The organism is Phytohabitans aurantiacus (assembly GCF_027923225.1).
Lineage (GTDB): Bacteria > Actinomycetota > Actinomycetes > Mycobacteriales > Micromonosporaceae > Phytohabitans > Phytohabitans aurantiacus.
In genome coordinates this window covers 26,276-49,467 of record NZ_BSDI01000017.1, presented here as the reverse complement: position 1 = coordinate 49,467, position 23,192 = coordinate 26,276, and the positions used below count along the sequence as shown (strand labels likewise).

General features: G+C 71.8%; 28 protein-coding genes. 5 read left to right on the top strand and 23 right to left on the bottom strand.

The window, feature by feature from the left end:
- Window positions 1-64: 64 nt before the first annotated feature.
- On the top strand, window positions 65-532 hold the full coding sequence (locus tag QMG73_RS19055) for a hypothetical protein (protein WP_281897470.1): 468 nt from the start codon (window positions 65-67) through the stop codon (window positions 530-532).
- 603 nt (window positions 533-1,135) lie between these two features.
- Here the strand turns inward: QMG73_RS19055 and QMG73_RS19050 are convergent.
- The gene (locus QMG73_RS19050) at window positions 1,136-2,416 is read right to left on the bottom strand and encodes a SidA/IucD/PvdA family monooxygenase (RefSeq protein ID WP_281897469.1); all 1,281 of its coding nucleotides are present in this window, start codon (window positions 2,414-2,416) and stop codon (window positions 1,136-1,138) included.
- Between the two features lie 10 nt (window positions 2,417-2,426).
- Complete coding sequence (locus tag QMG73_RS19045) at window positions 2,427-3,818, bottom strand: carboxyl transferase domain-containing protein (protein ID WP_281897467.1); 1,392 nt, start codon at window positions 3,816-3,818, stop codon at window positions 2,427-2,429.
- A 401-nt stretch (window positions 3,819-4,219) separates the two neighbouring features.
- Here QMG73_RS19045 and QMG73_RS19040 point away from each other — a divergent pair, with 401 nt between their 5' ends.
- Window positions 4,220-5,107, top strand: a complete 888-nt coding sequence (locus QMG73_RS19040) for an AfsR/SARP family transcriptional regulator (RefSeq protein WP_281897465.1) — start codon at window positions 4,220-4,222, stop codon at window positions 5,105-5,107.
- A gap of 152 nt (window positions 5,108-5,259) precedes the next feature.
- Here QMG73_RS19040 and QMG73_RS19035 read toward each other — a convergent pair whose 3' ends face one another.
- The 16 genes from QMG73_RS19035 to QMG73_RS18960 form a co-directional block, all read right to left on the bottom strand.
- Window positions 5,260-6,510 carry a beta-ketoacyl-[acyl-carrier-protein] synthase family protein gene (locus QMG73_RS19035; RefSeq protein WP_281897463.1) on the bottom strand — a complete coding sequence of 417 codons (1,251 nt, stop codon included), beginning with the start codon at window positions 6,508-6,510 and terminating at the stop codon, window positions 5,260-5,262.
- Entirely contained in the window at window positions 6,507-6,932 is a 426-nt protein-coding gene (locus tag QMG73_RS19030; protein WP_281897460.1) for a cupin domain-containing protein, read from the bottom strand. The genes QMG73_RS19035 and QMG73_RS19030 overlap by 4 nt, the downstream gene beginning before the upstream one ends.
- Entirely contained in the window at window positions 6,929-7,264 is a 336-nt protein-coding gene (locus QMG73_RS19025) for a TcmI family type II polyketide cyclase (RefSeq protein WP_281897458.1), read from the bottom strand. Before QMG73_RS19025 ends, QMG73_RS19030 begins: the two co-directional genes overlap by 4 nt.
- A gap of 6 nt (window positions 7,265-7,270) precedes the next feature.
- A complete protein-coding gene (locus QMG73_RS19020) occupies window positions 7,271-8,500 on the bottom strand; it encodes an FAD-dependent oxidoreductase (protein ID WP_281897456.1) in 1,230 nt (409 codons plus the stop codon).
- Window positions 8,497-8,838, bottom strand: a complete 342-nt coding sequence (locus QMG73_RS19015; RefSeq protein WP_281897792.1) for an antibiotic biosynthesis monooxygenase family protein — start codon at window positions 8,836-8,838, stop codon at window positions 8,497-8,499. Before QMG73_RS19015 ends, QMG73_RS19020 begins: the two co-directional genes overlap by 4 nt.
- A 5-nt stretch (window positions 8,839-8,843) precedes the next feature.
- Window positions 8,844-9,224 (bottom strand): antibiotic biosynthesis monooxygenase family protein, encoded by a 381-nt coding sequence (locus tag QMG73_RS19010; RefSeq protein WP_281897455.1) that lies wholly within the window; start codon window positions 9,222-9,224, stop codon window positions 8,844-8,846.
- Between the two features lie 16 nt (window positions 9,225-9,240).
- A complete protein-coding gene (locus QMG73_RS19005) occupies window positions 9,241-9,699 on the bottom strand; it encodes an anthrone oxygenase family protein (RefSeq protein WP_281897452.1) in 459 nt (152 codons plus the stop codon).
- Window positions 9,700-9,715: 16 nt separating this feature from the next.
- Window positions 9,716-10,177: an SRPBCC family protein gene (locus QMG73_RS19000; RefSeq protein ID WP_281897450.1), complete on the bottom strand. Its 462-nt coding sequence runs from the start codon at window positions 10,175-10,177 to the stop codon at window positions 9,716-9,718.
- A gap of 1 nt (window position 10,178) precedes the next feature.
- Window positions 10,179-10,445 (bottom strand): acyl carrier protein, encoded by a 267-nt coding sequence (locus QMG73_RS18995; RefSeq protein ID WP_281897447.1) that lies wholly within the window; start codon window positions 10,443-10,445, stop codon window positions 10,179-10,181.
- Window positions 10,446-10,476: 31 nt separating this feature from the next.
- Complete coding sequence (locus tag QMG73_RS18990) at window positions 10,477-11,700, bottom strand: ketosynthase chain-length factor (protein WP_281897445.1); 1,224 nt, start codon at window positions 11,698-11,700, stop codon at window positions 10,477-10,479.
- A gap of 159 nt (window positions 11,701-11,859) precedes the next feature.
- Window positions 11,860-12,312, bottom strand: a complete 453-nt coding sequence (locus QMG73_RS18985) for an anthrone oxygenase family protein (RefSeq protein ID WP_281897443.1) — start codon at window positions 12,310-12,312, stop codon at window positions 11,860-11,862.
- Between the two features lie 19 nt (window positions 12,313-12,331).
- On the bottom strand, window positions 12,332-13,189 hold the full coding sequence (locus tag QMG73_RS18980) for an LLM class flavin-dependent oxidoreductase (protein WP_281897441.1): 858 nt from the start codon (window positions 13,187-13,189) through the stop codon (window positions 12,332-12,334).
- Between the two features lie 10 nt (window positions 13,190-13,199).
- Entirely contained in the window at window positions 13,200-14,087 is an 888-nt protein-coding gene (locus QMG73_RS18975) for an NAD(P)-dependent oxidoreductase (RefSeq protein WP_281897439.1), read from the bottom strand.
- Window positions 14,088-14,092: 5 nt separating this feature from the next.
- Window positions 14,093-14,473 carry a SchA/CurD-like domain-containing protein gene (locus tag QMG73_RS18970; RefSeq protein WP_281897437.1) on the bottom strand — a complete coding sequence of 127 codons (381 nt, stop codon included), beginning with the start codon at window positions 14,471-14,473 and terminating at the stop codon, window positions 14,093-14,095.
- Entirely contained in the window at window positions 14,473-15,210 is a 738-nt protein-coding gene (locus QMG73_RS18965) for an SDR family NAD(P)-dependent oxidoreductase (RefSeq protein ID WP_281897435.1), read from the bottom strand. Before QMG73_RS18965 ends, QMG73_RS18970 begins: the two co-directional genes overlap by 1 nt.
- A gap of 22 nt (window positions 15,211-15,232) precedes the next feature.
- Window positions 15,233-16,849 carry an FAD-dependent monooxygenase gene (locus QMG73_RS18960; protein WP_281897432.1) on the bottom strand — a complete coding sequence of 539 codons (1,617 nt, stop codon included), beginning with the start codon at window positions 16,847-16,849 and terminating at the stop codon, window positions 15,233-15,235.
- A gap of 183 nt (window positions 16,850-17,032) precedes the next feature.
- Here QMG73_RS18960 and QMG73_RS18955 point away from each other — a divergent pair, with 183 nt between their 5' ends.
- Window positions 17,033-18,040: a methyltransferase gene (locus QMG73_RS18955; protein ID WP_281897430.1), complete on the top strand. Its 1,008-nt coding sequence runs from the start codon at window positions 17,033-17,035 to the stop codon at window positions 18,038-18,040.
- A 46-nt stretch (window positions 18,041-18,086) separates the two neighbouring features.
- On the opposite strand, the gene QMG73_RS18950 is transcribed toward QMG73_RS18955, so the two are convergent.
- The 5 genes from QMG73_RS18950 to QMG73_RS18930 all read right to left on the bottom strand — a co-directional run bounded on the left by QMG73_RS18950 (window position 18,087) and on the right by QMG73_RS18930 (window position 20,905).
- Window positions 18,087-18,458, bottom strand: a complete 372-nt coding sequence (locus QMG73_RS18950; protein ID WP_281897428.1) for a SchA/CurD-like domain-containing protein — start codon at window positions 18,456-18,458, stop codon at window positions 18,087-18,089.
- A 25-nt stretch (window positions 18,459-18,483) separates the two neighbouring features.
- Entirely contained in the window at window positions 18,484-20,016 is a 1,533-nt protein-coding gene (locus QMG73_RS18945) for a right-handed parallel beta-helix repeat-containing protein (protein WP_281897426.1), read from the bottom strand.
- Window positions 20,017-20,053: 37 nt separating this feature from the next.
- On the bottom strand, window positions 20,054-20,185 hold the full coding sequence (locus tag QMG73_RS18940; protein ID WP_281897423.1) for a hypothetical protein: 132 nt from the start codon (window positions 20,183-20,185) through the stop codon (window positions 20,054-20,056).
- 112 nt (window positions 20,186-20,297) lie between these two features.
- Window positions 20,298-20,573 (bottom strand): hypothetical protein, encoded by a 276-nt coding sequence (locus QMG73_RS18935; protein ID WP_281897421.1) that lies wholly within the window; start codon window positions 20,571-20,573, stop codon window positions 20,298-20,300.
- Window positions 20,573-20,905, bottom strand: a complete 333-nt coding sequence (locus tag QMG73_RS18930) for an ArsR/SmtB family transcription factor (RefSeq protein ID WP_281897418.1) — start codon at window positions 20,903-20,905, stop codon at window positions 20,573-20,575. The genes QMG73_RS18935 and QMG73_RS18930 overlap by 1 nt, the downstream gene beginning before the upstream one ends.
- 131 nt (window positions 20,906-21,036) lie before the next feature.
- Between QMG73_RS18930 and QMG73_RS18925 the strand changes: the two genes are divergently transcribed.
- Window positions 21,037-22,386: an FAD-dependent oxidoreductase gene (locus tag QMG73_RS18925; protein WP_281897416.1), complete on the top strand. Its 1,350-nt coding sequence runs from the start codon at window positions 21,037-21,039 to the stop codon at window positions 22,384-22,386.
- Window position 22,387: 1 nt separating this feature from the next.
- Window positions 22,388-23,140: an SDR family NAD(P)-dependent oxidoreductase gene (locus tag QMG73_RS18920; RefSeq protein WP_281897413.1), complete on the top strand. Its 753-nt coding sequence runs from the start codon at window positions 22,388-22,390 to the stop codon at window positions 23,138-23,140.
- The last annotated feature ends 52 nt before the right edge of the window (window positions 23,141-23,192 follow it).

The window sequence follows — 23,192 nt, the reverse complement described above, 5'->3', positions numbered from 1 at the left end:
ACCGCGCTCGAAGGCCGCTGGTACGCGCTCGCGGCCGCGCCCGCCGGCGTGTGACCATCGAGCCATGACGGTCGGGATGAGGCCGGTGACGTACCAGCCGCGTGCGATCACCACGCAGGACGGCATCGACGTCGGCGGTTGGACGGTGAAGAGGTACGCGGTGTCCGCGCTGCGCGACACCCCGCCGGAGCCGGTGCACGCGTTCGCCGTGCTGGCGTTGCGCCGCAGCCTGCCGCCACCGCACCCGCACGGCGGCTCGCACGCCTTCAGCGTGGTGCACGAAGACGAAGACGGCTGCTACGCGGTGGCCGCCTGGTGGAGCCTCAACCGCGTCATCCTCCACACCCGCACGTGGCTGGCCGACTGGTCCGACCTGACCGCGCCCACCGAGGCCCCCGGCCACGCCACCGCATGCCTCTGGGAGCTAGCCGTCATCGCCCACGAACGCCGCTCCTGGCTGACCCACATCGTCCGCCCACCCCAACCCGACGTCCCCACCTACCTAGCCGACGCGATAACCGACAAGTTCTAGACCGATCGACAACAGTTCTGGGCACATTCAGATCCAGGACCGAGGTCTGGGCTGCCGCGACGTCCGCCGCGCGCAAGACCGCCGCTCCCGCGGCCTCACCCTCCGCGACCCACAACCCCCGGCCGGGTGGGTCGTGCGGACACGAACGGTGAGGCCGCGGGAGCAACGGCATCGCCCACGACGAACGTCGCGGCAGCCCAAAACCCCTGAATCTTGGCGAGTTTGGCGCTGTTTCCGCCACAGCTCGCCAAGATCCGATCATGACCTATGTGGACAGACAACCCTGTTCGCGAAAGGTCTCCTAGAAACCCGGAGCCAGATCTTGGTTGGCCACCGTCGTCATAGCGACGCTCCAGCTCCAAGATCTACCTCCCGGGACCTATGTGGACGGACGGAGCAGCCTCACCCACCGCGAGTCACATCCACCCCGGGCACCCCGGGCGGCGCCCGGGTGCTCGGCCTTGGTGGCCGGTCCGCGCCCCACTGTGGTGGGACGCGGGTGGTGGGGTGCGGTGGTGGGGTTGTGGGGGTGCGGAGGGGGAGGCTGCGGGAGCGGCGGTATGGGGCGCGGCGGGCGTCGCGGTAGCTCGAGCGGCGGCAGCGCTAGGCCCACATGGTGTAGACCTGTTCGTCGCGGATGGTGAAGGCGGGTCGGTCGAGGAGGGTGTTCAGGATTATCGCGCTGCGGACGGGGAGCAGGCTGAGGTTCGGGTCGGCGAGGCCGTGGCTGAGGCGGCCGCGGTTCTGGACGAAGATGCGGTGGCGCGGGGCGTGCTTCCACCGGATCGAGTAGTCGTGGTCGACGATCGGGTCGCCGGCGCCGTCCAGTTCCACCAGCTCGGCCAGACCGGCCGACAGGGGCAGCGGGGCCGGGCGGCGGCCGGTGGCCAGGACGACGAGATGGGCGGTGTGCCGCTCGCTGCCGCCCGAGGCGCGGCGGCACCACAGGGTCACCACGCCGTCGCGGGCGCCGGCTCGCACGACGTCGCGTCCCGGCAGGATCATCACCGGTGCCCGGCCGTCGCGCAGGTAGCCCTCGTAGTTCGCCCGGTAGATCTCTTGCAGCGTCTCCAGCGAGACGCCGTCGCTGGTGAGCACCTGCGCTCCCACGTACGCGTGCCGCACGTCGTCGGGCAGGTTGTGGAAGAACCGCTGGTACGCCGGCCGGTAGAAGTCGTTGGCCGGTGGTGAGTCGTCCAGGGGGGCGAACCAGTGCCGGCGCCCGAGCCACCGGATGTCGCGGACGCCGCGGCGTACCAATGACAGCACCGCTTCCGCACCGGTCTGGCCGCCACCCACCACGATGACCTGTCCCCCGGTCGCGCCGCTGTCGCCCGCGAGGGTGGCGTCCAGGCGCTCGGCCAGCACGACGCCGGGCAGCCCGCCGGGCGGTAGGCAGGGCGGGACCTCGGGATGGGTGCCCAGGCCCAGGACGAGGTGTTCGGCGGTGGCCACCGGTCCGTCCGCGCCCACCAGCTCGAACCTGTCCGCGAACCGGATCTCGTGGATCGCCGTCCCGTACCGCACGGTGCCGAGCTCGCTCGCCGCCCACCCGAGGTACCGCGCGTACTCCACCCTCGGGATCGCGTCGAACTGCGCGTTCAGGAACGCGTAGATCCGTCCAGTTTGGACGAGGTAGTTGAGGAAGCTGAGCCGGTTGCGCGGATCGACGAGCGTCACCAGGTCCTTGACCCAGGACGTCTGCAGTCGCGAGTGGGCGCCGAGCAGGCCCGGGTGCCAGGCCGGGCCGGGTTGCCGCTCGAAAAGCGGGAGCCCGCCGGGAAGCAGGTCCTCGCCCAGCGCGGCGAGGCTGAGATTCGCGGGGCCGGCGCCGATGCCGGCGACGAAGTGGTGCGCCGGCCGGGCCGGCTCGGTGGTTGGCATGGCTCTCCGGTCACAGTGGAATGTTGCGGTGCGCGCCGCGGGCGGTGCCGGCCGCGGCGATCGCCCCGGCGATCCGGGCGCGGGTCTCGGCCGGCGCGATCACGGCGTCGACGGCGCCGATCTCCAGCGCCCGCGCCAGCCCGCCGACGGTGTCGGCGTACTCCCGCGCCAGGCGGGACCGTAGCTGTCCGCGCTCGGCCGCGGGCGTGCCGGCCAGGCGCCGCCGGTGCAGGAACCCGGCCGCGGCGTCCGCGCCCATCATCGCCACGTCCGCGCCCGGCCAGGCGAAGACCGCGGTGGCGCCGAGCGCGCGCGAGTTCATGGCGTGGTACGCCGCTCCGTAGGCCCGGCCGGTGATCAGCGTGACGCGCGGCACGACCGCCTCCGCGAAGGCGTGCAGCAGCTTGCCAGCGTGCCGCACCGAACCCCGCCACTCCTCGTAGAGCCCGGGCAGGAAGCCGGGCGCGTCCACGATCACGACCAACGGCAGGCCGAGCGAGTCGCACATGCGCACGAACCGCGCCGCCTTGTCCGCCGCCGCGGTGTCGAGGCAACCGCCCAGCCGCCGCGGGTTGTTCGCCACGACGCCGACGGTGCGGCCGGCGAGCCGGCCCAGCAGGGTGACGATGTTGGGCGCCCAGCGGGGATGCAGCTCGGTGCCGGCGGTGTCGAGCAGGCCGGCGACGACGGACTCGACGCCGCCGGTGTGTGCGGCCCCGGGCCGGGCCGGCGGTGCGGCGCCCGCGAACGGCCGGCCGAGCAGACCGGTCAGCCTTCGGACCTGCTGGAGGGCGGCGGCGTCGTCTTCGGTGGTCACGTGCGCCACCCCGGATCGGCGGCCGTGCGGCTCGGAGCCGCCGAGCCGTTCCATGTCCACCAGTTCCCCCGTCACGCTGCGGACCACCTCCGGCCCGGTCACGAAGATCCGCCCGTTGCCGGACATCACGACGATGTCGGTGAGGGCGGGCCCGTACGCGGCGCCGCCGGCGGCCGGCCCCAGCACCGCCGAGATCTGCGGCACCCGGCCGGATGCCCGCACCATCGCCGCGAACAGCCGCCCGACCGCGTCCAGCGCGCCGACCCCATCAGGCAGCCGGGCGCCACCGGAGTGCCACAGACCGATCACCGGTGTGCCGGCGGCGACGGCGTCGTCGATGGCGTCGCAGATACGCCGGCACCCGGCCACCCCCAGCGCACCGCCCATGACCGTCGCGTCCGTGCAGTACGCGGTGACCGGCACCCCCTCGATCTCACCCCGGCCCACCGTCACGCCGATCCGCTGCCCCGCCGGCTCCCGGTCGTCGAGAACACCGAAGGCGCCGTCGAAGAGCCGTCGCAGGCGGGCTCGCGGCTCGCGCAGGTCGGCCTCGGGCCTGACCTCGCGTATCGGCGTGAGCGTCATGCGGCCATGGTGCTGACCGCCACTCGAACGCCGATCGATGCGACCTCGATCCGGAAGATTGCGGGTACGGCGGATAGGGACGTTGCGTAATTTCACTGAGGCGCCTGTCAAGGCATCTAGCGCAAACTGAAGCGAGACCTGCGCTTATGTGCAAGGTCGCTCCACGCGGGACAGGCAAAAGGGGTGGTTATCGACGGTTCGACGAAGACCGCACACCATAGACCTCAGTCCATTGCACATTTGCTCTTTCGCTGGCTCCCGATGCCTGCCTACACTGCCAAGCATTGCAGCGGAGATCACACTGTTAACAAACTTCCTTGACGGCGGCCCGACAGAGGCTGCCTAAAGGACCCAGCAAGGAATCCTCAAGGCCATTCCATGACTTGAGAAAAGGACGCGCCGTGATCAACGTCGATATTCTAGGCCCGCTGGCGGTGACGGTCGACGGGATGCCGGTGACACCCACCGCCCCGAAGCCACGCCAAGTCCTCGCGCTGCTGGCCACCTCGGCCAACAGCGTGGTCCGCAACGAACGAATCATCGAGGAGCTCTGGGAGGATCAGCCGCCGGCCAGCGTGACCACGACACTCCAGACGTACGTCTATCAACTCCGCAAACAGCTGCGGCTGGCACCCGCCGCCGGGCCGGGACACCGGCACCCGCGCCGAGCCCGCGAAGACGCGCTGCGCACCTTCGCCGGCGGCTACATGCTCTCGCTGGAGCCCGACGCGCTGGACGCGACGCGCTTCGAGCACCTGGCCCGCCTGGGCACATCCCTGCTGGAGTCGGGCGCGACCGAGGAGGCGAGCCACACGCTGCGCAGGGCGTTGGGGCTCTGGAACGGGTCTGCCCTGGTCGACGTGAGTCCCGGCCCGATCCTCCAGGTCGAGATGCTGAGACTCGACGAGATCCGCAAGAGTGCGGTGGAGGCCCGGATCACCGCCGACCTTCAGCTGGGCCGACACTCCGAGGTCGTCAGCGAGCTGATCGGGCTGGTCGCGCAGCACCCGACGCACGAGGGGTTTCAGGGAAAGCTGATGCTGGCGCTCTATCGGGCCGGTCGCCGCTCGGCCGCCCTGCACGCTTACCAGCGGGCCCGCGGAGCCCTGGTCGCCGAGCTCGGAGTGGAGCCGTCGAGAGAGCTGCAGCGCCTGCACCAAGCGATCCTGGCTGGAGATGGCGAGCCGCACGTGTTGTTGACGCCGCAATTGCCGATGCCGAGGCAGATGTATGCGCAGGAAACCGGTTCGATGAATCATCGCACACCCCCCTCGCGCTCCGCGGCCTGAGGCCGACCCGAATGTGACGCGACCCAGAATGTGTTACCTGTAAGTCAGAGATTACACATGAAAGCGATGGCGGGCAATGGCCGGTTGTGTGGGAGTTCTGGGCGGCTCCCACATTCACCAGTACCCATCCTCACCGCTGCACAATTGCGCAATTACCGAGCGAGCAGCGCCGCACTCTGGAATCCGCCGAACCCGCTCGCGACACTCAAGACCGCGCGCATACGGTGTTCTCTCGCTACCAGCGGCACATAGTCGAGATCGCATTCCGGGTCGGGGTGGTGCAGATTCGCCGTTGGCGGCACGACCTGCCGGTCGAGCGCCAAGGCGCAGGCGGCCAGCTCCAGCGCACCGATCGCGCCCAGCGAGTGGCCGATCATGGACTTGATCGAGCTGACCGGGACCGCGTACGCCCGCTCGCCCAGGCTCCGCTTGAACGCGGCCGTCTCGTGGCGGTCGTTCTGCTTGGTGCCGGACCCGTGCGCGTTGATGTAGTCGATGCCGTCCGGGTCGAGCCGCGCCTGGTCCATGGCGACGCGAATGGCCTCGGCCATCTCGCGGCCGTCCGGCTTGAGCCCGGTCATGTGGTAGGCGTTGCTGCGGCTGGCGAAACCGACGATCTCAGCGTAGATCCGGGCACCGCGCCGGCGGGCCGCGTCCCGCTCCTCCAGCACCAGCATCGCGCTGCCCTCGCCCAGGACGAAGCCGTCACGGTGCAGGTCGAACGGGCGCGAGGCGTGCTCCGGGTCGGCGTTGTGCGACGACGTCGCCTTGATCGCCTCGAACGAGGCCGCGCTGATCGGCGAGATCGGCGCGTCCGTGGCGCCGGCCAGCACCACGTCGGCGGAGCCCTCCTCCACCAGCGTCGCGCCGTGGCCTACGGCGTCCATCCCGGAGGTGCAGCCGTTGGACAGCAGCACCGTCGGGCCCTCCGCGCCCACGGCCCAGGCGACCTCCACGGCCAACGTGCTCGGGACCATGTAGCCGTACAGGTGCGGCACCGCGTACCCGTGGTCGACCAGCCACTGCCTGCCGTCGTCGGAGAGCACGACGTACTCCTTCTCCAGGCCCATCGTGCAGCCGACCGCGCTGCCCACGGTCACGCCGGTGCGCGCCGGGTCGAGCCCGGACAGGTCGAGGCCGCTGTCGGTGACGGCCTCCCGGGCGCAGACCACCGCGAACTGCGCGGCGCGATCCATCCGCCGGACCTCCTGGCTGGTCAGGCCGCAGGCGCTGGGGTCGAAGTCCGCCTCGGCGGCGATCTGCGACCGGAACGCCGCCGGGTCAAAGAAGGTCACCCGGCGGGTGGCGGTGCGCCCGTCGACCAGCAGGCGCCAGAACTCCTCCCGGCCGATCCCACCGGGCGCCACCGCGCCGATCCCGGTGATCACCACCCGCCGGCTCACGCTCCACCGACCTGCGGGAGCGGCGCGTGCCCGTAGAGCGGCGGCTCGACGTCGACGTGGCCGAGGGCGGGCAGCGGGGCCAGCGGCGAGAGGTGGAAGATCGCGTGTATCTCGACGTCGCCGGTGTTGACCGCGCGGTGGCGGGCACCGATCGGCACGATCAGGGAGTCGCCCGGCCCGAGGCGGGTCAGGGCACCGTCCACAAAGAAGTCCAGCTGGCCGGCCACGACGTGCAGGAACTCCTCGGAGTACGGATGGTAGTGCTCGGTGACCGACTCGCCGGGGAGCATCTTCAGCACACCGCCGAACCCGGAGGTGGCGCCGACGGTCGCCGGGCTCAGGGTGACCCGGATGTCGCCGCCGCGGCGCCGGTTGGGCGGCACGTCGCCGGCGTTGACCCGCAGCGGCCGCACGGCGGTCATCGCGGGCCCCCGTTGCCGGCCGACCAGACGTAGAACGGGTTCGCCATCGCGTCCTTGGGCTCGGCCCAGTACGGGTCGTACGGGTACACCAGCTCCGCCAGGCGGGTGTTGATGTCCTGGTAGAGCGGGTGGCTGCGAGCCTTGTACAGGGACGGTGAGATGTCCTGGTCGGCCTCGACCAGGTGCACGTAGAGGTCGTGGAAGGTAAACAGCGTCCGCCGGGACACTCCGATCAGGTGGGGCAGGTCGGTGGCGTCGGACTCGGCGAACACGTCGGCGATCTTCTCCGGCCGGTCGGTTTTGAGCTTCGCGATGATCAGCGTTCGATGCATGAGGGCCTACCTCCTTGGATGTGCCGCGGGGTGCTCGTCCGGGGACGGGATGGACCAGCGCAGGATGCGCAGGGAGAGCTGGAGCGCGTCGGTGGCGTACCCGACCATCGCCGCCTGGTAGTCCGCCACCGCGTCGGCCAGGTCCCGCTCCCCACGGTCGACGCCGGCGAGGGCGGTGGTCAGGGCGCTCGCGTCGCGCAACGCGGTGTTGGCGCCCACGCCTCCGGACGGCGGCATGGTGTGCGCGGCGTCGCCGAGCGGGATCACCGGTCCGGTGTCCCAGGGCACGACCGGATCCGTGGCCCGCAACGCCACCGCGAAGCTGGCGGCCGGGTCCGCGTACCCGAGGATCTCCCGCACCCCGGGGTGCCACCCGGCGGTGCGATCGGTCACCAGGCGCCACAGGTCGGTGCCGGAGAGCCGGAACAGCTCGTCGTCGGAGGTGCCGAGACGATCGGCGTGCAGGTTGAAGACGCACATGTAGTAGTCGCCGGCGGGGGCCATCGCCAGCCCGGGCCACAGCCGGCCCGCGACCACCGGTGGCGGCTCGCGGAACACCATCGGCATGAGGCCGAGGTGGTGGCCGTCCGAGCCGATGACGTAGCTGAAGCGGTCGCGCAACTCGGGTGATACCAGCGCCTGGACCCGCGGCGTCATGGGTATCCGCCCGAAGATGGTGCGGATGCCCAGGTCCGCGTGGCTCGCCAGGCCGGGGTGGCGCTCCCGGATGCGCGAGCCCGCGCCATCGGCCGCGACCAGCACGTCGCCGGTCTCGGTGGCGCCGTCGGCCAGGCGTACGGTCACGCCCCCGGGCGTCACCTCGTGCCCGACCACCGTCCGTCCAAATTGGACGACGTCTTCGATGCCGGCCAGCAGCGCGTGCCGCAGCGTGACCCGGTCCACCGAGTCGATCTTCTGCGGATCGGCGGCGCGCGGGTCCTCGAACGCCGGCGCCCAACGCGGCGACAGGTGCTCGTCGTACGCGGACAGCCCGGCGCCGTGGCGCACGTTGGCCGTACCGGAGATGAGGCGCACCACCCGCTCGGGCAGGCACTCCCGCAGGGCCCGCTCCCCCTCCGGGCTGATGTGCAGCCGGTACCCCTGGTTGCGGCCGGCGACCGAGGTATCACGCTCGAACACGCGCACCGACACACCGGCGGCCCGCAGCCCCTGCGCCAGGCACAGCCCGCCGATGCCGCCGCCGGCGACCAGTACCCGCAGCCCCGGCCAGCTCACGGCAGTTCCACTGTGGAGTCTGTGGAGACTGTGGAGTACGCGGCCGCGACCTCGTAGACGCCGTACGGGCGGGCCGGCGGGTTGCTGCGGTACGCGCGCAGGGGCGCGGTGCTCGCCCGGTGCCCGGGACCGCTCTCCCAGGCCCGGAAGGCGGCCAGGTCTCGCCAGGCGCTGACGACCACGAACTCGGTCGGGTCGTGCACGGAACGCAGCAGCTCGTTGGCCATCAGGCCGGGCACGGGCGCGAGCCGGCGGCTGACCTCGTGGTAGGACGGGTCGATCTCGCCGATGCTCGGCGCGCTGTGGTAGAGCAGCACCCGCAGGCTGTTCATCGCCATTCCGGTCACAGCCGCACCGTCTCCCACTCGTGGTGTGAAACGGCGCTGGGCGTACCCGGCAGGTGGGCGACGACCCGCATCGTCGTCATCGTGCCGCCGGAGCGGTACGGGTGCAGGCGCTGGCGGTGTTCGAGGTGGCGGTCGCTGGTCTCGAACTCGCGGAAGCCGGGCTCGTCGACCCAGTCGCTGACGATGTAGTAGACGACGCCCTCGCTGCCGCTCTCCTCGGCGGCGCGGGACAGCCACTGGCCGAGGTTGGCCGGGTGGGACGTGACGGCGTCGCCGATCTCGCGCCACACCCGCTCGAAGTCCGCCTCCGCGCCGGCCTTGATGGTCATACGGAGCATGACGCGAAAGGCGATCGGCTCCTGCGTACGAGGGTTCATGGGTAGCTCCGAACGTTTACTGGATGAGCAGGGGCAGGGCGGTACAGTTGGCGGCGAAGGCGGCGACCGTGAAGACGGCGCGCACCCGGTTCCAGGCACCCCAGCTGCGGCGCGGGTCCACGGCGGGGAAGTCGGCCGGCAGGTTGGCCGGGTCCAGGCTCCTGATCCAGGAGTTGACCGGCACGTTCCGCAGCAGCGAGATGGCGATCGCACCGGCGGCCAGCACGGCGGCGGACAGGAACAGCGGCGTGGCCGCCCTCACCGCCAGGGCCGCCAGCGCCACGTCCCCGCCGACCGTGAGCAGCATGCAGGCCGGCATGAACGGGTCGAACCGGGTGGCGAAGAAGGCGTGCGTCGCCACGTACCGGTCCGGCGGCAGGCTGGTCAGCAGGGGCCAGCCGCCCAGTTGGGTCCACATCATCACGCCGGCGGCCAGGCCGCTGGCCAGCAGGACGATCGGCACGAGCAGTTCCACTGTGGACGCCTCCCGGTCAGGTGCTGTGGACGCGGGCGACCGCCTCCACCTTCCGCTTGATGAGTTCCATCTGGACCTTGGTGTTGCCGTCCAGCCGGTCGCGCATGGCGGCGTCGTCGATCGGCGCGCCGGGTTTCATCTCGAAGTCCTGCACCCAGCGCATCCGCACGCCGTCCGGCTCCTGCGTGTACTCCCAGAAGATCCACATGTACTTGAAGACGCCCGTCTCCACGCGGTGCGCCCGCACGGTGCGGGTGGCCAGGTCGGGCGTGCGGGCGGAGACCCAGCTCCAGACGGTGCCCCTGTCGTCCGGATGCAGGGCCAGCCGGAAGCGGGTCGTGCCGTCCCGCTCCTCCAGGATGGTGGCCTCCGCGTACTCGCTGAACAGCCCCGGCCAGGAGGCCACGTCGTTCGTCATCTGCCAAACCAGGTCCATCGGGGCGTCGAGCACGACCGCGTTGTCCACGTGCCCGGCCATCTCAGGCCACCTTCCCGGCCAGCAGCGAGTTGACGAAGTCCACGGCCTCGCGCGGGCTGCGCATCTGGTCGAGGACCGCCTCGTCGGTGATCCGCACGCCGTAGCGCCGCTGGACCTGGCTGGCCAGCTCGATCATCGCCAGCGAGTCGTAGCCCAGCTCCGCGAACTCGGTCTCGGCGAGCTCGCCGTCGAAGCGCACGTCGGCGTCGAGACCGATGCTCGTCCGCAGGATCTCGGTGAGCTCTGTCATGCCAAACGGGTCGGCCATGTCTTCCTCCAATCGACGGGGTTCACAAACCTCAGGCGGGCCTGCCGAGCACCAGGGCCGCGGCGAAGCCGCCGTAGCCGCGGGCCAGCACCATCGCGTGCGAGACGGGGCGCTCGCGGGGCTCGGACAGGACCAGGTCCACGGCGTACTCCGGGGCCGCCCGGACCGGACCGGGCGTGTGCGGGATGACGCCGTGGCGCATCGACAGCAGCGCGGTGGCCACGTCCAGCGCGCCGCCGCCGGCGTAGAGGCGCCCGGTCAGCGTCTTGGGCGCGGTGACCGGCACGGCGTACGGGCCGAAGACCTCGGTGATGGCCCGCGCCTCGGCCAGGTCGTCGGCCGGTACCCCGGCGGCGTCGGCGAAGACCACGTCCACGTCGTCCGGTGCCAGCCCGGCGTCGGCCAGCGCGTCCTCGATCACGCGGCGCAGCGCCCTCGGCCGTGACGAGCCCGGCGGCGGGTCGAAGCCGGCCGCGTAGCCGGCGACGGTCCCGTACGCCCGGCCGCCGCGCGCGCGTACCGCCGCGGCGTCCTCCACGAGCAGGATCGCCCCGCCCTCGCCGGGCAGGTAGCCGCAGGCGTCCGCGTCGAAGGGCCGGTACGCGTGCTGCGGGTTGTCCACTGTCGACAGAAGTCCGTTGGCCAGCTGGGCGGTGAGACCGAAGGGGCACAGCGAGGCGTCCAGCCCGCCGGCCACCACCAACCGCGTGCCGGTACGCAGCAGGCGCCGGGCGTGGCCCAGGGTGTCCAGCCCGCCGGCCTGCTCGTTGCAGATCACCCCGCACGGCCCGCGCATCCCGTGCCGGATCGAGATCTGCCCGGTCGTCGCGGCGTAGAACCACGCGATGGACTGGTACGCGCCCACCCAGTGCGGTCCCTTGCGGTGCAGGTTGACCATCTCGGTCTGGCCGAACTCGGTGCCGCCCGAGGAACTGGCGGTCACCACCGCCATGTCGTACTCGGGCAGGCTCGCCGGCTCGACGCCGGCGTCGGCCAGCGCGGCGTCGGCCGCGGCGATGCTCATGTGGGTCCAGATGTCCATCTGCGGGATGAGCCGGCCGCTGAGGTGCTCGGCGGCGACGAAGCCGGGCACCTGGCCGGCGAGCCGCACCGGGTACGGCGACGGGTCGAACCGGCTGATCCGCCCGATCCCGGACTTGCCGGCGAGCACCGCCTGCCAATGCGCGTCCCGCCCGATGCCGGTGGGCGCGACGACACCGATACCGGTGATGACGGCGGGCGAGGCGGGCGGCATCCTGGCTCCTTTCCGGTGCGGGACCTCAGAGTCACGGGCGAGGCTGGAAGACATCTCGAACCCGGCTCGACCAACCGTTCCGGTGGCGGGCTCAGCGCACAGCGACGCTCAGTGCACGGCGACGCTCAGCGCACCGCGACGCTCAGTGCACAGCGACGCTCAGTGCACCGCGACCGCGATGGCGTTGAGCAGCAGTGCCAGGACGGCCAGGACGGTGCGCAGGGTGTGCCAGCGCCGCCAGAGCGGGCGCGGGTCGCGCCAGTCGGGCGGCAACCGGTCCGGATCCAGCCGTTTGACCTGCCGGTTGATCGGCACGTTGCAGAAGTGCGAGACCACCGAGACACCGACCAGCAGCCCCGCCGACGCCGCGAAGAGCCGGGCCGGCACGCCCGCCGACATTACCGCGAGCGCGACCGCACCGGCGGCCGACGCCAGCACGATGAGCGGCATCGTCGGGTCCCAGTTGCGGCCGAGCAGGCGGTGCGCGTAGACGTACCGGTCGGGCGGCATCGCGGACAGTCCGGGCAGCACGCTGAGGGCCACCGCGAACAGCACGCCCGCCGTCACGCCGCTGCCGACCAGCACCGCGACGCCGAGCGAGTTTTCGATCATGCTGGCCCGCGTCGCCCGGTCAGCCGAACGCGACCTTGGCCAGCAGCGGGAGCTGCTCGGCGTCGGCCGTACCCGGGAATATCAGCAGCTCGTCGCAGCCCGCGGCGGCGTAGCCCTCGATCGTGGCCCGCAGCCGGTCCTCGTCGGCGATGACGTGGGCCGCCAGCATCTCGGCCTTCGGCCCGACGTAGGAGTAGTAGTGCCGCAGGTAGTCGCCGGCCTGCTCCTTGCGCTGCGAGCCGAGCGCGACGTAGGTCAGCGCCGCCATGCGCGGCGTGTCCGTGCGGTTCTCGGCCGCCCAGACGTCCCTGGCCCGGCGGACCAGGTCCGGAAAGCCCATCACCGAGCCGCCGGGTGCGATCCAGCCGACCGCGTGCTTCGCGGCCCGGCGCAGCGCCGCCTCGGAGTGCCCGCCGATCCAGATCGGGATGTCGCCGTCGGTCGGGCGCGGCCCGATGCCGGGTACGGCGCCTTCGCCAGCCCAGACGGCCTTCATCTCGTCGATCATCGAGTCGAGCCGGCGGCCGCGCCGGCCGTACGTCACGCCGGCGGCCTCGTAGTCGTCGGGGCGGCCGCCGGCGGCCAGCCCGATGGCGAGCCGGCCGCCGCACAGCCGGTCCAGGCTGGCCAGCTGCTTGGCCAGCACCGCCGGCCCGGGCCGGTACGCGGCCAGCAGGATCGTGGTGGCGAGGCGGATGCGTTCGGTGACCGCGGCCGCGCCGGCGAGCGCGACGATGCTGTCGTAGCTGTCGTACACCAGGCGGTCGATCACCGCGAGCGTGCTGAAGCCCAGCTCGTCCGCACGGCGGGCGAACTCCAGCAGGTGCTTGCCGTCGGTGCCGGGCACGGTGGTGGGCAGGCCCACTCCGATGTCCATGGGTTTCCTCCTATTCCGATGTAGACAAACCGGGGTCCGGTGGGCAGGTCAGCTCGGCGAGCACCGCGGCGTCATCGGCGCCGCGCCCCGCGGCGAGCGCCTCGGCGTACCGGTCCGCGGCGCGGGCCACGACCGGCAGTTCGGCCCCGCACGCCCGCGCCTCGCGCAGGGCGAGCGTGAGGTCCTTGTGCATCAGCTCGGCGCTGAAGGCCGCCGGCCGGTACTGACCGCTCTGCATGTAGCCCGCCCGGAAGCTGAGCACCGGGGAGCGCCAGCCGCTGTTCTCCAGCGCGTCGAGCAGCAGCCCGCGCGCCATACCGGCCGCCTCGACCAGGCTGACCGCCTCGGCCAGGCCGGCCGTCTGCACGCCGAGCAGCAGGTTGAACGCCAGCTTGAGGGTGCTGGCCTGGCCCGCCTCGCCGACGTGGCGGACATCCTGCGCGCAGGCGGCCAGCACCTCCGCCACGGCCGCTGGCGGCGGTGACCCGGCTACGAGTACCCGCAGCCGGCCCTGACGAGCCATCTCCGGGTTGCCGATGACGCACGCCTCGACCCGGGTCACGCCGCGCACGGCCAGGCGGGCCGCGGTGGCGCGGGCGAACTCGGGCGACACCGTCGACGTGTCCACAATGGAGGCCGCCGGTGCCAGCCGGTCCAGCAGCCGGTCGGTGAGGACGCCGTCGACAGCGGCCTCGTCGGCGAGGCTGACGAGGACCACGTCGGCACCCTCGACGGCGGCCTCCGCGGATGCCGCCACCGCCGCGCCGGCCGCCCGCAGGGCCTCGGCCCGCTCCGCCGTTCGATTGTGGACGGTGACGGCGAATCCCGCGTCCAGCAACGCCGTCGCCATCCCCGAGCCCATCCGGCCGAGGCCGATCACCGTGACCCGCGTGCCCACCCGGATCACCGCCCGGCCGGATGGGTGTCCACCGTCAGCTCCGACACACGCCGCATGGTCGCGCTGCGGAAGAACGCGGCGAAGCTCTCCGGCGTCTGGGTGTCGCGCTGCTCGGCCAGGAACGGCGCGAGGGCCGCCTCGACCAGGTGGACGCCCCGCTGCCCGCCGACGTGCCGGCCGATCGCGGCGAGGTCGCCCTCGTAGTGGATCATCCGGACGACGACGTCGTCCTTGACGAAGACGGCGGTGCCGAGCAGGCGTCCGGCCATCTCCCCGCCGGCGTCGCGCACCTGCGGGGTGTCCATCCGCTGGAAACCGGCGAAGATCTCCGCGATCTCGTCGTCGTGCCCGGGCTTGACCCGGTACATCAAGGCCGCGTACGGCATCAGACTCCCCCATCCACGTTGAGCGTCGCGCCGCTGATGTAGCGGGCGTTGTCGCCGGCCAGGAACAGCACCGCCGCGGCGACGTCGGTCGGCTGGCACAGCCGGCCCAGCGCCGTCATGCCGACGATGCGGCGCACCGCCTCGGGCGGCAGGCCGGCACCGGGCTCGGTCTCGGTGAGCCCGGGCGCCACGGTGTTGACCCGGATGCCGCGCTCGCCGACCTCTTTGCACAGCGCGCGGGTGAACCCGATCAGCGCCGCCTTCGAGGCGGTGTAGTGCACGCCGTTCGCCCGGCCGCGCAGGGCGACGGACGAACCGACGTTGACGATGGACGCGCCGTCCACCAGCAGGTCCAGCGCGGCGTGCGTCGTCAGGTACGTCGAGGTCAGGTTCTCACCCACCACCCGGTGCCACTCGCCGTCGTCGACCTGCCCGAACGGCCGCGCGCCGTCCGCGCCAACGTTGTTCACCAGTACGTCCAGCGCCCCGAAGTGCCGCCGGCACAGCTCGGCCAGCCGGGTGACGTCGGCCCGCTGGGTCACGTCGGCCGGTACGACCAGGTGGCCCTCGCCGAGTTCCTTGAGCTCCCGGGCCAGCTCCTGCGACCGCTCGTCCGCACTCCGGTGGCAGGTCACCACCCGGGCGCCGGCGGCGGCGAACGCCAGTACCGTCGCGCGCCCGATGCCGCGGGTGCCGCCGGTCACCAGTACCCGCTTGCCCGAGACCGCCATGTCCATGAGGTCCTCCCTCTCTCGATCGCTAGTCGGTGCCGCGCGCGGCGACCCGGGCGAGTACCTCGATGAGCTCCGCGTCCGGGTCCTCGACCGGGCCCGGTGAACGCCACGCCACGAACGCGTCCGGGCGCACCAGCACCGCTCCCCCGGGCGAGACGCCGTACGCCGCCGCCCAGTCGGCGCCCTCCGGCACGAGGTCGCCGGCCGGGCCGACGACGGCGCACCGCAGCGGTACGCCCAGCCGCTTGGCGACCCGGTCCGCGGCCTCGTTCCAGCCCTTGTCCCGGTCGCCGGTGAGCAGGACGTAGCCGTCCCAGAACAGGTCCACTGTGGAGATGAGCTGCCCGTCGCGGCGCAGCCACACGTGCGGCGCCCGGGTGCCCGGCTGCCCGGTCAGCTCCAGGTTCGGCGTCAGCACCGGGCCGTCCGGCTCGCCGTCGACGACCGCGTCGGAGGCGTACCGGTAGCCAAGGGTGATGATGATGTCGTCGACCATCGCCGCGCGGGTCTGGTCGTCGGCGTGCCCGTGCCGGATCCGGTTGCGCACCATCGCCTGCTCGGCCATCGCCTCGCCGACCCGGCGGCGCTCGGTGTCGTAGGTGTCCAGCAGCCGGTCGCCGGCCGTGCCGCGCAGCACCGCCGCCAGCTTCCAGGCCAGGTTGTGCCCGTCGTGGATGCCGGTGTTGGCACCGAATCCGCCGGCCGGCGGGTGCACGTGGGCGGCGTCGCCGGCCAGGAACACCCGGCCCTGGCGGAACGCGTCCGCCACCAGCTGCGCACCCTCCCAGGGCACTTTCGCGACGATCTCCACGGCCAGGTCCGGACGGCCGGCGGCGGCCCGCACGATCTCGGCGCAACGCTCGTCGGTGAAGTCTTCCGGGCGCTCGCCGCGCTCCGGGAAGTACAGCGGGGCGGCCAGCCATGGATCGCAGCCGTGCAGCCGGGATAGTCCCATCATGGTGCCCGGAGCCGCCTCGGCGTAACAGAGGATGAACTTGCGGCCCTTGAGCAACGCCTCCAGTTCCGGCGCGCGGAAGTAGACGCTCATCGCGGTGAAGACGGTGCCGCGCCCGTGACGGCCGATGCCAAGGATCCGCCGGGTGGTACTGGACGCGCCGTCGGCACCGACGACGTAGCGGGCCCGCACGGTGGTCGGCTCGCCGGTGGCCACGTCGCGCACGATCGCGGTAACGCCGTCGCCGTCCTGCTCCAGCGCCTCCAGCCGGGTGCCGAAGCGGATGTCGGCGCCGTCCTCGCGGGCGGCCTCGGTCAGCACCTGCTCGTAGCGGTCCTGGCCGCAGCCCATCACCCGCTCGGGGCTGATGTGCGGGCCGTCCAGCGACGGCGCCTCCAGTACGACCGCGTCGTCGATCTCGGCCAGCGTCCGGACGCGCAGGATGCCACCCTCGAAGTACGGGTGGGAGTCACCCATCTCCAGCGCCCTGATCCGGTCGTGGACGCCGGCCGCGCGGAACAGTTCCATGGTGCGGGCTTGCAGGCCTGGTGCGCGCGGCAACGACGAGGTGCCGTCCCGCTTCTCCACCAGCATCGTGGCGATCCCGTGGCGGCCCAGGAAGAGCGCGGTGGACAACCCGACCGGTCCGCCGCCGATAACGAGGACGGTCACTTCGACGTACGACATCCGGTGGCCCCTTTCGTGTTACCGGATGTGGTAGTGCCGCGAACTCAAGGATGGCTGGCGGCGCGGTCGCGGTCACGCTCTTTCCACAGCGGGTGTCGCTCTTCCACCGCGGGTAGAGCGCGCCTCGAACCGGGTGCCGGACTATCCGGCCCGGCAACCATCGCCGGAGAGAGGAACGTCGACATGACAACCACGGAACTGGACGTCGGCACCGCAGCCGGCCTGCTGCGCCTGGGAAACGCCTTCTGCGACGCAAAGGCGCTGCTGACCGCTGTCGAGTTGGACCTGTTCGGCGTGCTGAAGGACGGACCGGCCACGGAGGAGGAGATCCGCGAGCGCCTGCGCCTGCACGGGCGCGGGCTGTCGGACTTCCTGCACCTGCTGGCCGCCCTGGGCGTGCTGGTGAAGAGCGGCGAGGCGTTCGGCAACGCCGCCGGCGCGCAGCGGCACCTGGTGCCCGGCGGCGAGAGCTACATCGGCGGGTTCCTGCAACGGTCCAACCGCAACCTGTACCCCGCCTGGGGCCGGCTGAGCGAGGCGCTACGCACGGGCAAGCCGCAGTCCGGCGGCAGCTTCGCCGAGGTGCTGGAGCGCCCGGCCGTGCTGCGGCAGTTCATCGGCATGATGGACGCGCTCACCCAGCAGCTCGCGCCAGCGCTGGTGGAGGCGTTCCCCTGGTCGCGATACGGGTCGCTGCTGGACGTGGGGGGCTGCCGGGGAAACCTCGCCGCCCATCTGGTCACGGCGAACCCGGGCCTGCGCGGTCACGTCTTCGACCTGCCCCCGATGGCGCCGTTCTTCGCTGAGCACGTTGAAGCGCAGGGGGTGGCCGACCGGCTGGAGTTCCACGGCGGCGACTTCTTCGCCGACCCGCTGCCGGCGGCCGACGTCGTCGTCCTCGGTCACGTGCTGCACGACTGGGACGCCGACCAGCGGCGGCAACTGGTCCGCGCGGCGTACGCCGCGACGAACCCGGGCGGCGCGCTGGTGGTCTACGACCGGATGCTCGACGACGACCCGCGGCACGTGGAGAACCTGGTGATCAGCCTGGACATGTTGCTGGTCACCGACGGCGGCAGCGAATACCCGGTGCAGGAGCTGCGTGCGGCGGCCGCCGAGGCCGGGTTCGAGAGGATCACCGACCGGCCGCTCGGCGACTTCGACACCATCGTCGTCTGCCACAAGCCCTGAGCGTTCGGGCCCGGAGCCTTTCCCGGCTCCGGGCCTATGGGTGGGGTCAGCGGGGGACGGACAGGTGGGTGACGCAGCGCAGCAGGCTCGCGTTGAACGTGCGGACGAACCCCTCCGGCGTGTCGGTGTCCCGCGGATTGCGCAGGTACGGCTTGAGGCGGCGCTCCACCTCCCGCACGCCGGGCTGCCCGGCCATGAACCGGGCCACGGCCTGCAGGTCGCCTTCGTACTCGATGACCCGCACCAGGGTGTCGTCGCGGATGAAGACCGCGGTGGCCAGGATGCGGGCCGCCGGGGCGTCCCCGTTGCCGTCGCCGGGGATGTCCGGCGACGGCGGCCGGCGGAAGCCACGGAACACCTCCGCGACGTCGTCCTCGTGCCCGGCGATGATGTCGTAGGTCAGCGCCGCTATCGGCATGGCGACCTCCTGTCCACAGTGGTGCTCATCGGCCCGGGCCTTGGTACGCGCCGATGTTGGCACCATCGGCCGGCACCGGGTTGCCGAAGAAGTCGCGCCGCACCCCGGGCACCGCCGTGCCGGCGCCCAGCGCCGGCGACCCGGCTAGCAGCAGGTACCCGTCGGTGGTGGCCAGCGACGACGCGGTACCCGGCGCGGCGAGCATCGGGGCGCCGGTCACGGCGGCGGTGTCGCCGGGCGGCGCGGGCACGTTCTGGTAGAGGTTGTGCGCGTAGTCGCCGTGCGGGTCCCTGATGACCGACCCGGCCGGCCGGCCGACGAAGACGTTGTTGACGAACCGCACGGCGGTGGTGCCGGCGTTGTTGACGATCCGCTCGCTGGTCGGGGCGTAGAACGTGTTGTTGTGCACCACGGTGTTCGGCTGCGGGTCGCACAGCAGCGTGAAGATCCCGAAGAAGTTGCTGCCGCCCACGTCGTTCTGGCTGATGTTGTATCGCACCACGCCGTTGCGCGACGTCGAGCCGTCCGAGTTGCACGCGTACAGGAACCCGCCGCCGTTGTCTCGCGTGAGGTTGTACTGGTAGACGGTGCCGTCGTTGGCACCCTCCAGCGCGAACGCCATCCCGACGCCCCGGCCGCCGGCCACCTCGTTGTACTCGAAGAGCGTGCGGTCGGAGTTCCAGGCGTACATGCCGACGTTGTAGTCCAGCGAGCGGGTGTTGTAGCCGTCGATCACGTTGTGCCGCACCCGGGCGCCGACGCCGTTGAGGATGGCGACGCCGTCCCCGCCGATGTCGGTGAGCCGGTTGCGCTCCATGGTGACCCCGGTGATCGGCACGAACGAGGTGCCCGGCCCCTCGGGGTGGATGTCGCGCCGTTGCCAGCTGGAGAAGGTGCCGATGCCGATCCGGTCGACCGTGGAGACCGCGTTGTCGCGCACCGAGATGCCGTCGAACCCGGTCGGCACGCTGGCGCCGCCGGCCTCGAAAACGATTCCGCCGCTGGGGCCGGGGAACCGGCAGTCGCACCCGTTGACGTCGTGCACCGATACCCGCGACACCTTGTAGTGGCGGCCGATCCCGAAGTCTTCCAGCAGCACGTACAGGCCCACCCGCTGCTGCCCCGCGGTGGGCGGCGGACCGGCGTTGCTGATCCGGAGGTCGCGCAGTTCCCAGCCCTGCACGTTGTGCAGGAACACGGCGGCCCGGGCGCCGCCGCCGTCGATGTGCGGTGCGCTGCCCACCCCGTACGCGCCGAGGGTGATCGGCCGTCGGGGTGTCCCGGAGCCGCGCGGCGCCAGGGTGCCGGTGCAGGTCGTGCCGGCGCGCAGGCGCACGGCGTCTCCCGGCTTCAGCTGGGTCGTGTTGACCCGCGCCAGCGTGCGCCAGGGACGGCCTGCGGTGCCCGGGCCCGCGTCGCTCCCTTGTGCACAGTCCACAAAGTAGTGCCGGCCCCCACCCCCAGCGGCCGAGGCCGGCGTCACCGGCACCGCCGCGGCGGCCACCAGGAGCGCACCGACTCCCAGCGCGAGAGTCCGGATGATGTGCGAGCGTTTCATCGGTGGTCTGCCTCCCTACACTCCTGGCGGGCGGCGGTTACCGGGGTCGCCAGGGGTGGAAGGGCGGCCAGTACGGGCGTACCACGTTGGCCCGCGCCACCGCGACGACCCAGCTCAGCAGGCGCCACAGCAGCGCGGTCCAGCGTGATCGACGATCCTCGACTCGCATGCGCGCTCCACCTCCCCTTGACGGCTGGCTGCCGTCCCGCTCCGGGGGAGCATGCGGCCGACCACTCAAGGCTGGCTGGAACGGCCATCCCGGGCCAGGAGGCCGCAGGAGGTCAGTCGACCTCGCGCATCATCCGCTCCATCGCGATGATGCGGCCCTTCATGTCGCGCACGTCCTCGGCCAGCCGGCTCAGGTCGTCACCGGCCCGTGCCTGCGCGTCGCCCACCTGGTCGGCGAGCTTGCGGTAGGCGTCTTCGCGGCTCACCGCCGCGCGCGCCCGCAGTGCGGAGCCGACCTGCCAGATGATGACGACCAGCACGACGGCGATCAGCGCGAAGATCGCCGCCGTGAACCAGATTCCGTTGATCGTGACCGACGTTTCGTCCATCAGTCCTTCGCCTCCGGGGGGTCAGGGGTCAGGGTGGAGGCCGCCTCGGCGACCGTGGTCGGCGTCAGCGCCACCGTGAAGGGCGCGACCTCGAAGTACTTCATCGCCTTGCCGTCGGCCGAGACCTCCAGTACGCCGGAGACCAGGCCGGCGGACTCCAGCCGTTGCAGGTGCATGTGCAGCAGCGGGCGGCTGATGCCGAGGTCGCGGGCGAGCTGGCTGACGTAGTTGCGGCGGCTGGCGAGGGCGGCGACTATCCGCAGCCGGTGCGGGTTGGCGAGCGCCCCCAGCATGTGCAGCAGGCGGTCGCCGTTCGGCGGTACCGCGTCCATAGACCCTCCATATGTAAGAGCAGCCTTACACATGTTCGGTGTTTTCGATACCTACCACGCTACACATATTATGGATAACCTTAATATGAGCGATCCACACGCGACGTCCGCGCGAACCAAGGAGGCACGTCATGGCCATGCCGCCGCGCGTCATCGTCATCGGCGCCGGCACGGGAGGGATGTGCCTGGCGCACGGACTCAAGCGGGCCGGCATCCCAGTCGAGGTCTACGAGCGCGACCGGGACCGGGCCGACGGGCTGCACGGCTACCGCGTCGGGATCGACCCTGACGGCAGCCGGGCCCTGCACGCCTGCCTGCCGCCCGAGCTCTACGACACCTTCGTCGCCACCTGCGCCCGCGCGCCCATGCACTTCACCATGCTCGACGAGCGCCTGTCCGAGCTGCTCTCGCTGCCCCTTCGCGACGAGTCCGACCCGATCAACAGCGAAAAGTCGGTCAGCCGGATGACCCTGCGCCAGGTGCTGCTGACCGGCCTGGAAGACGTCGTCCGTTTCGACAAGACCTTCACGCACTTCGAGCAGGACCCGGGCGGGTCGGTGACCGCCCACTTCGCCGACGGCACCCGCGCCACCGGCGACCTGCTGGTCGCCGCCGACGGCACCGGATCGCGGGTGCGCCGGCAGTACCTGCCGCACGCCGTCGTGGAGCCGGCCGGCGTGATCGCCATCGGCGGCAAGGTCGAGCTGAACGAACAGACCAAGGCGCTGCTGCCACCCAAGGTCTTCGCGGGCATCTCCATCGTGTTCGCCCCGAAGGGCTACAGCTGCGTGCTGCACGTGATGGAGTTCAAGTGGGACCGCGCCGGCGTGCCGCACCCCCACATCGGCGCCAGCGACGCCGCGCTGCTGGCCAAGTGGCCCGGCCTGATGTACGACAACACCCGCGATTACATCAACTGGGGTTTCGCCGCGGCGACCACGCGGTTCCCCAGCGACGTGATGGCGATGCGGGGCGCCGACCTCGCCCACCTGGCGCTCGAAATGACACCCGGCTGGCATCCCCACCTGCGCACGCTCTTCGAGCTCACGGACCCCGGCACCGCCTTCCCGGTCAACATCGCCACCTCCACGCCGGTGCCGGCGTGGGAGGCGACCCACGTGACGCTGCTCGGCGACGCCATACACACCATGACGCCGGGCCGGGGCGTGGGCGCCAACACGGCGCTGCGCGACGCCGCGCTGCTCTGCCGCACGCTTCGCGACGTCCGCGACGGCAAGGCCACGGTGCGGGAGGCGGTGGCGCGATACGAGGCCAAGATGACTGAGTACGGCTTCGCCGCCGTCCGCGACTCCCGGCGCAAGCAGAGCGGCGACGACCCGCTGCACAAGCCGTACATCGGGCGGGCGGTCCTGGCCGGTATGCGCACCGGGATGCGCGTGGCCAACCGGCTGCCCGCCGTCAAACGACGAATGTCCGACGCCCTGTACCAGTACCGGGGCGCCGAACGCGAGGAGGACTGACATGGACCTCGGCCTCACCGACAAGCGGGTCCTGGTGACCGGCGCGACCCGCGGCATCGGCCGGGTGACCGCCCGGATCTTCGCCGCCGAGGGCGCCCGCGTCGCGATCACCTACCAGTCGGCCGCCGGCCGGGCCGCCGAGGTGGTCGAGGAGCTCGGCGGCACCGGCCGGTCGATGGCGATGCCCTACGAGCTGCGGGACCCGGCCTCGATCACCGCCGCGGTCGACGAGGTCGAGCGGAAATGGGGCGGCATCGACGTACTGGTGGCCAACGCCCACTGGTTCACCTGGGTGGACCCCGACACCGCCCCGCTGTTCGAGGACGTGCCACCCGCCGAGTGGGCCGACCTGCTGCGGGCCAATGTGGACGGTCAGCTCCTGACCGTGCAGTGCGCGCTTACCGGCATGCGCAAGCGCGGCTGGGGCCGGGTGGTGCTGCTCTCCTCCGTCACCGCGCACCACGGGCTGCCCGGCTCGGAGATCTACAGCGCGTCCCGCGCCGCCGTCCAGGGCTTCGCCCGCGGTCTGATGTGGAGCCGCGGCGGCGTCCTGGTCAACGTGGTGGCACCGGGCGGCACCCGAACGGAGAGCCTGGAGCGCGTGGACCCCGCCCAGCTCGCCCGCGCCGAGAGAGACACCCCGAGCGGCCGGCTGAGCACCCCGGAAGACGTCGGAAACCTCATAGCGTTCCTCTGCTCCGAGGCCAACGGCAACATCAACGGCTCGATCATCCACGTAGCCGGCGGCCGCTAACCCAGATCGTGAGCTACCGCGACGCCCGCCGCGGTAGCTCACGATTGTTCTG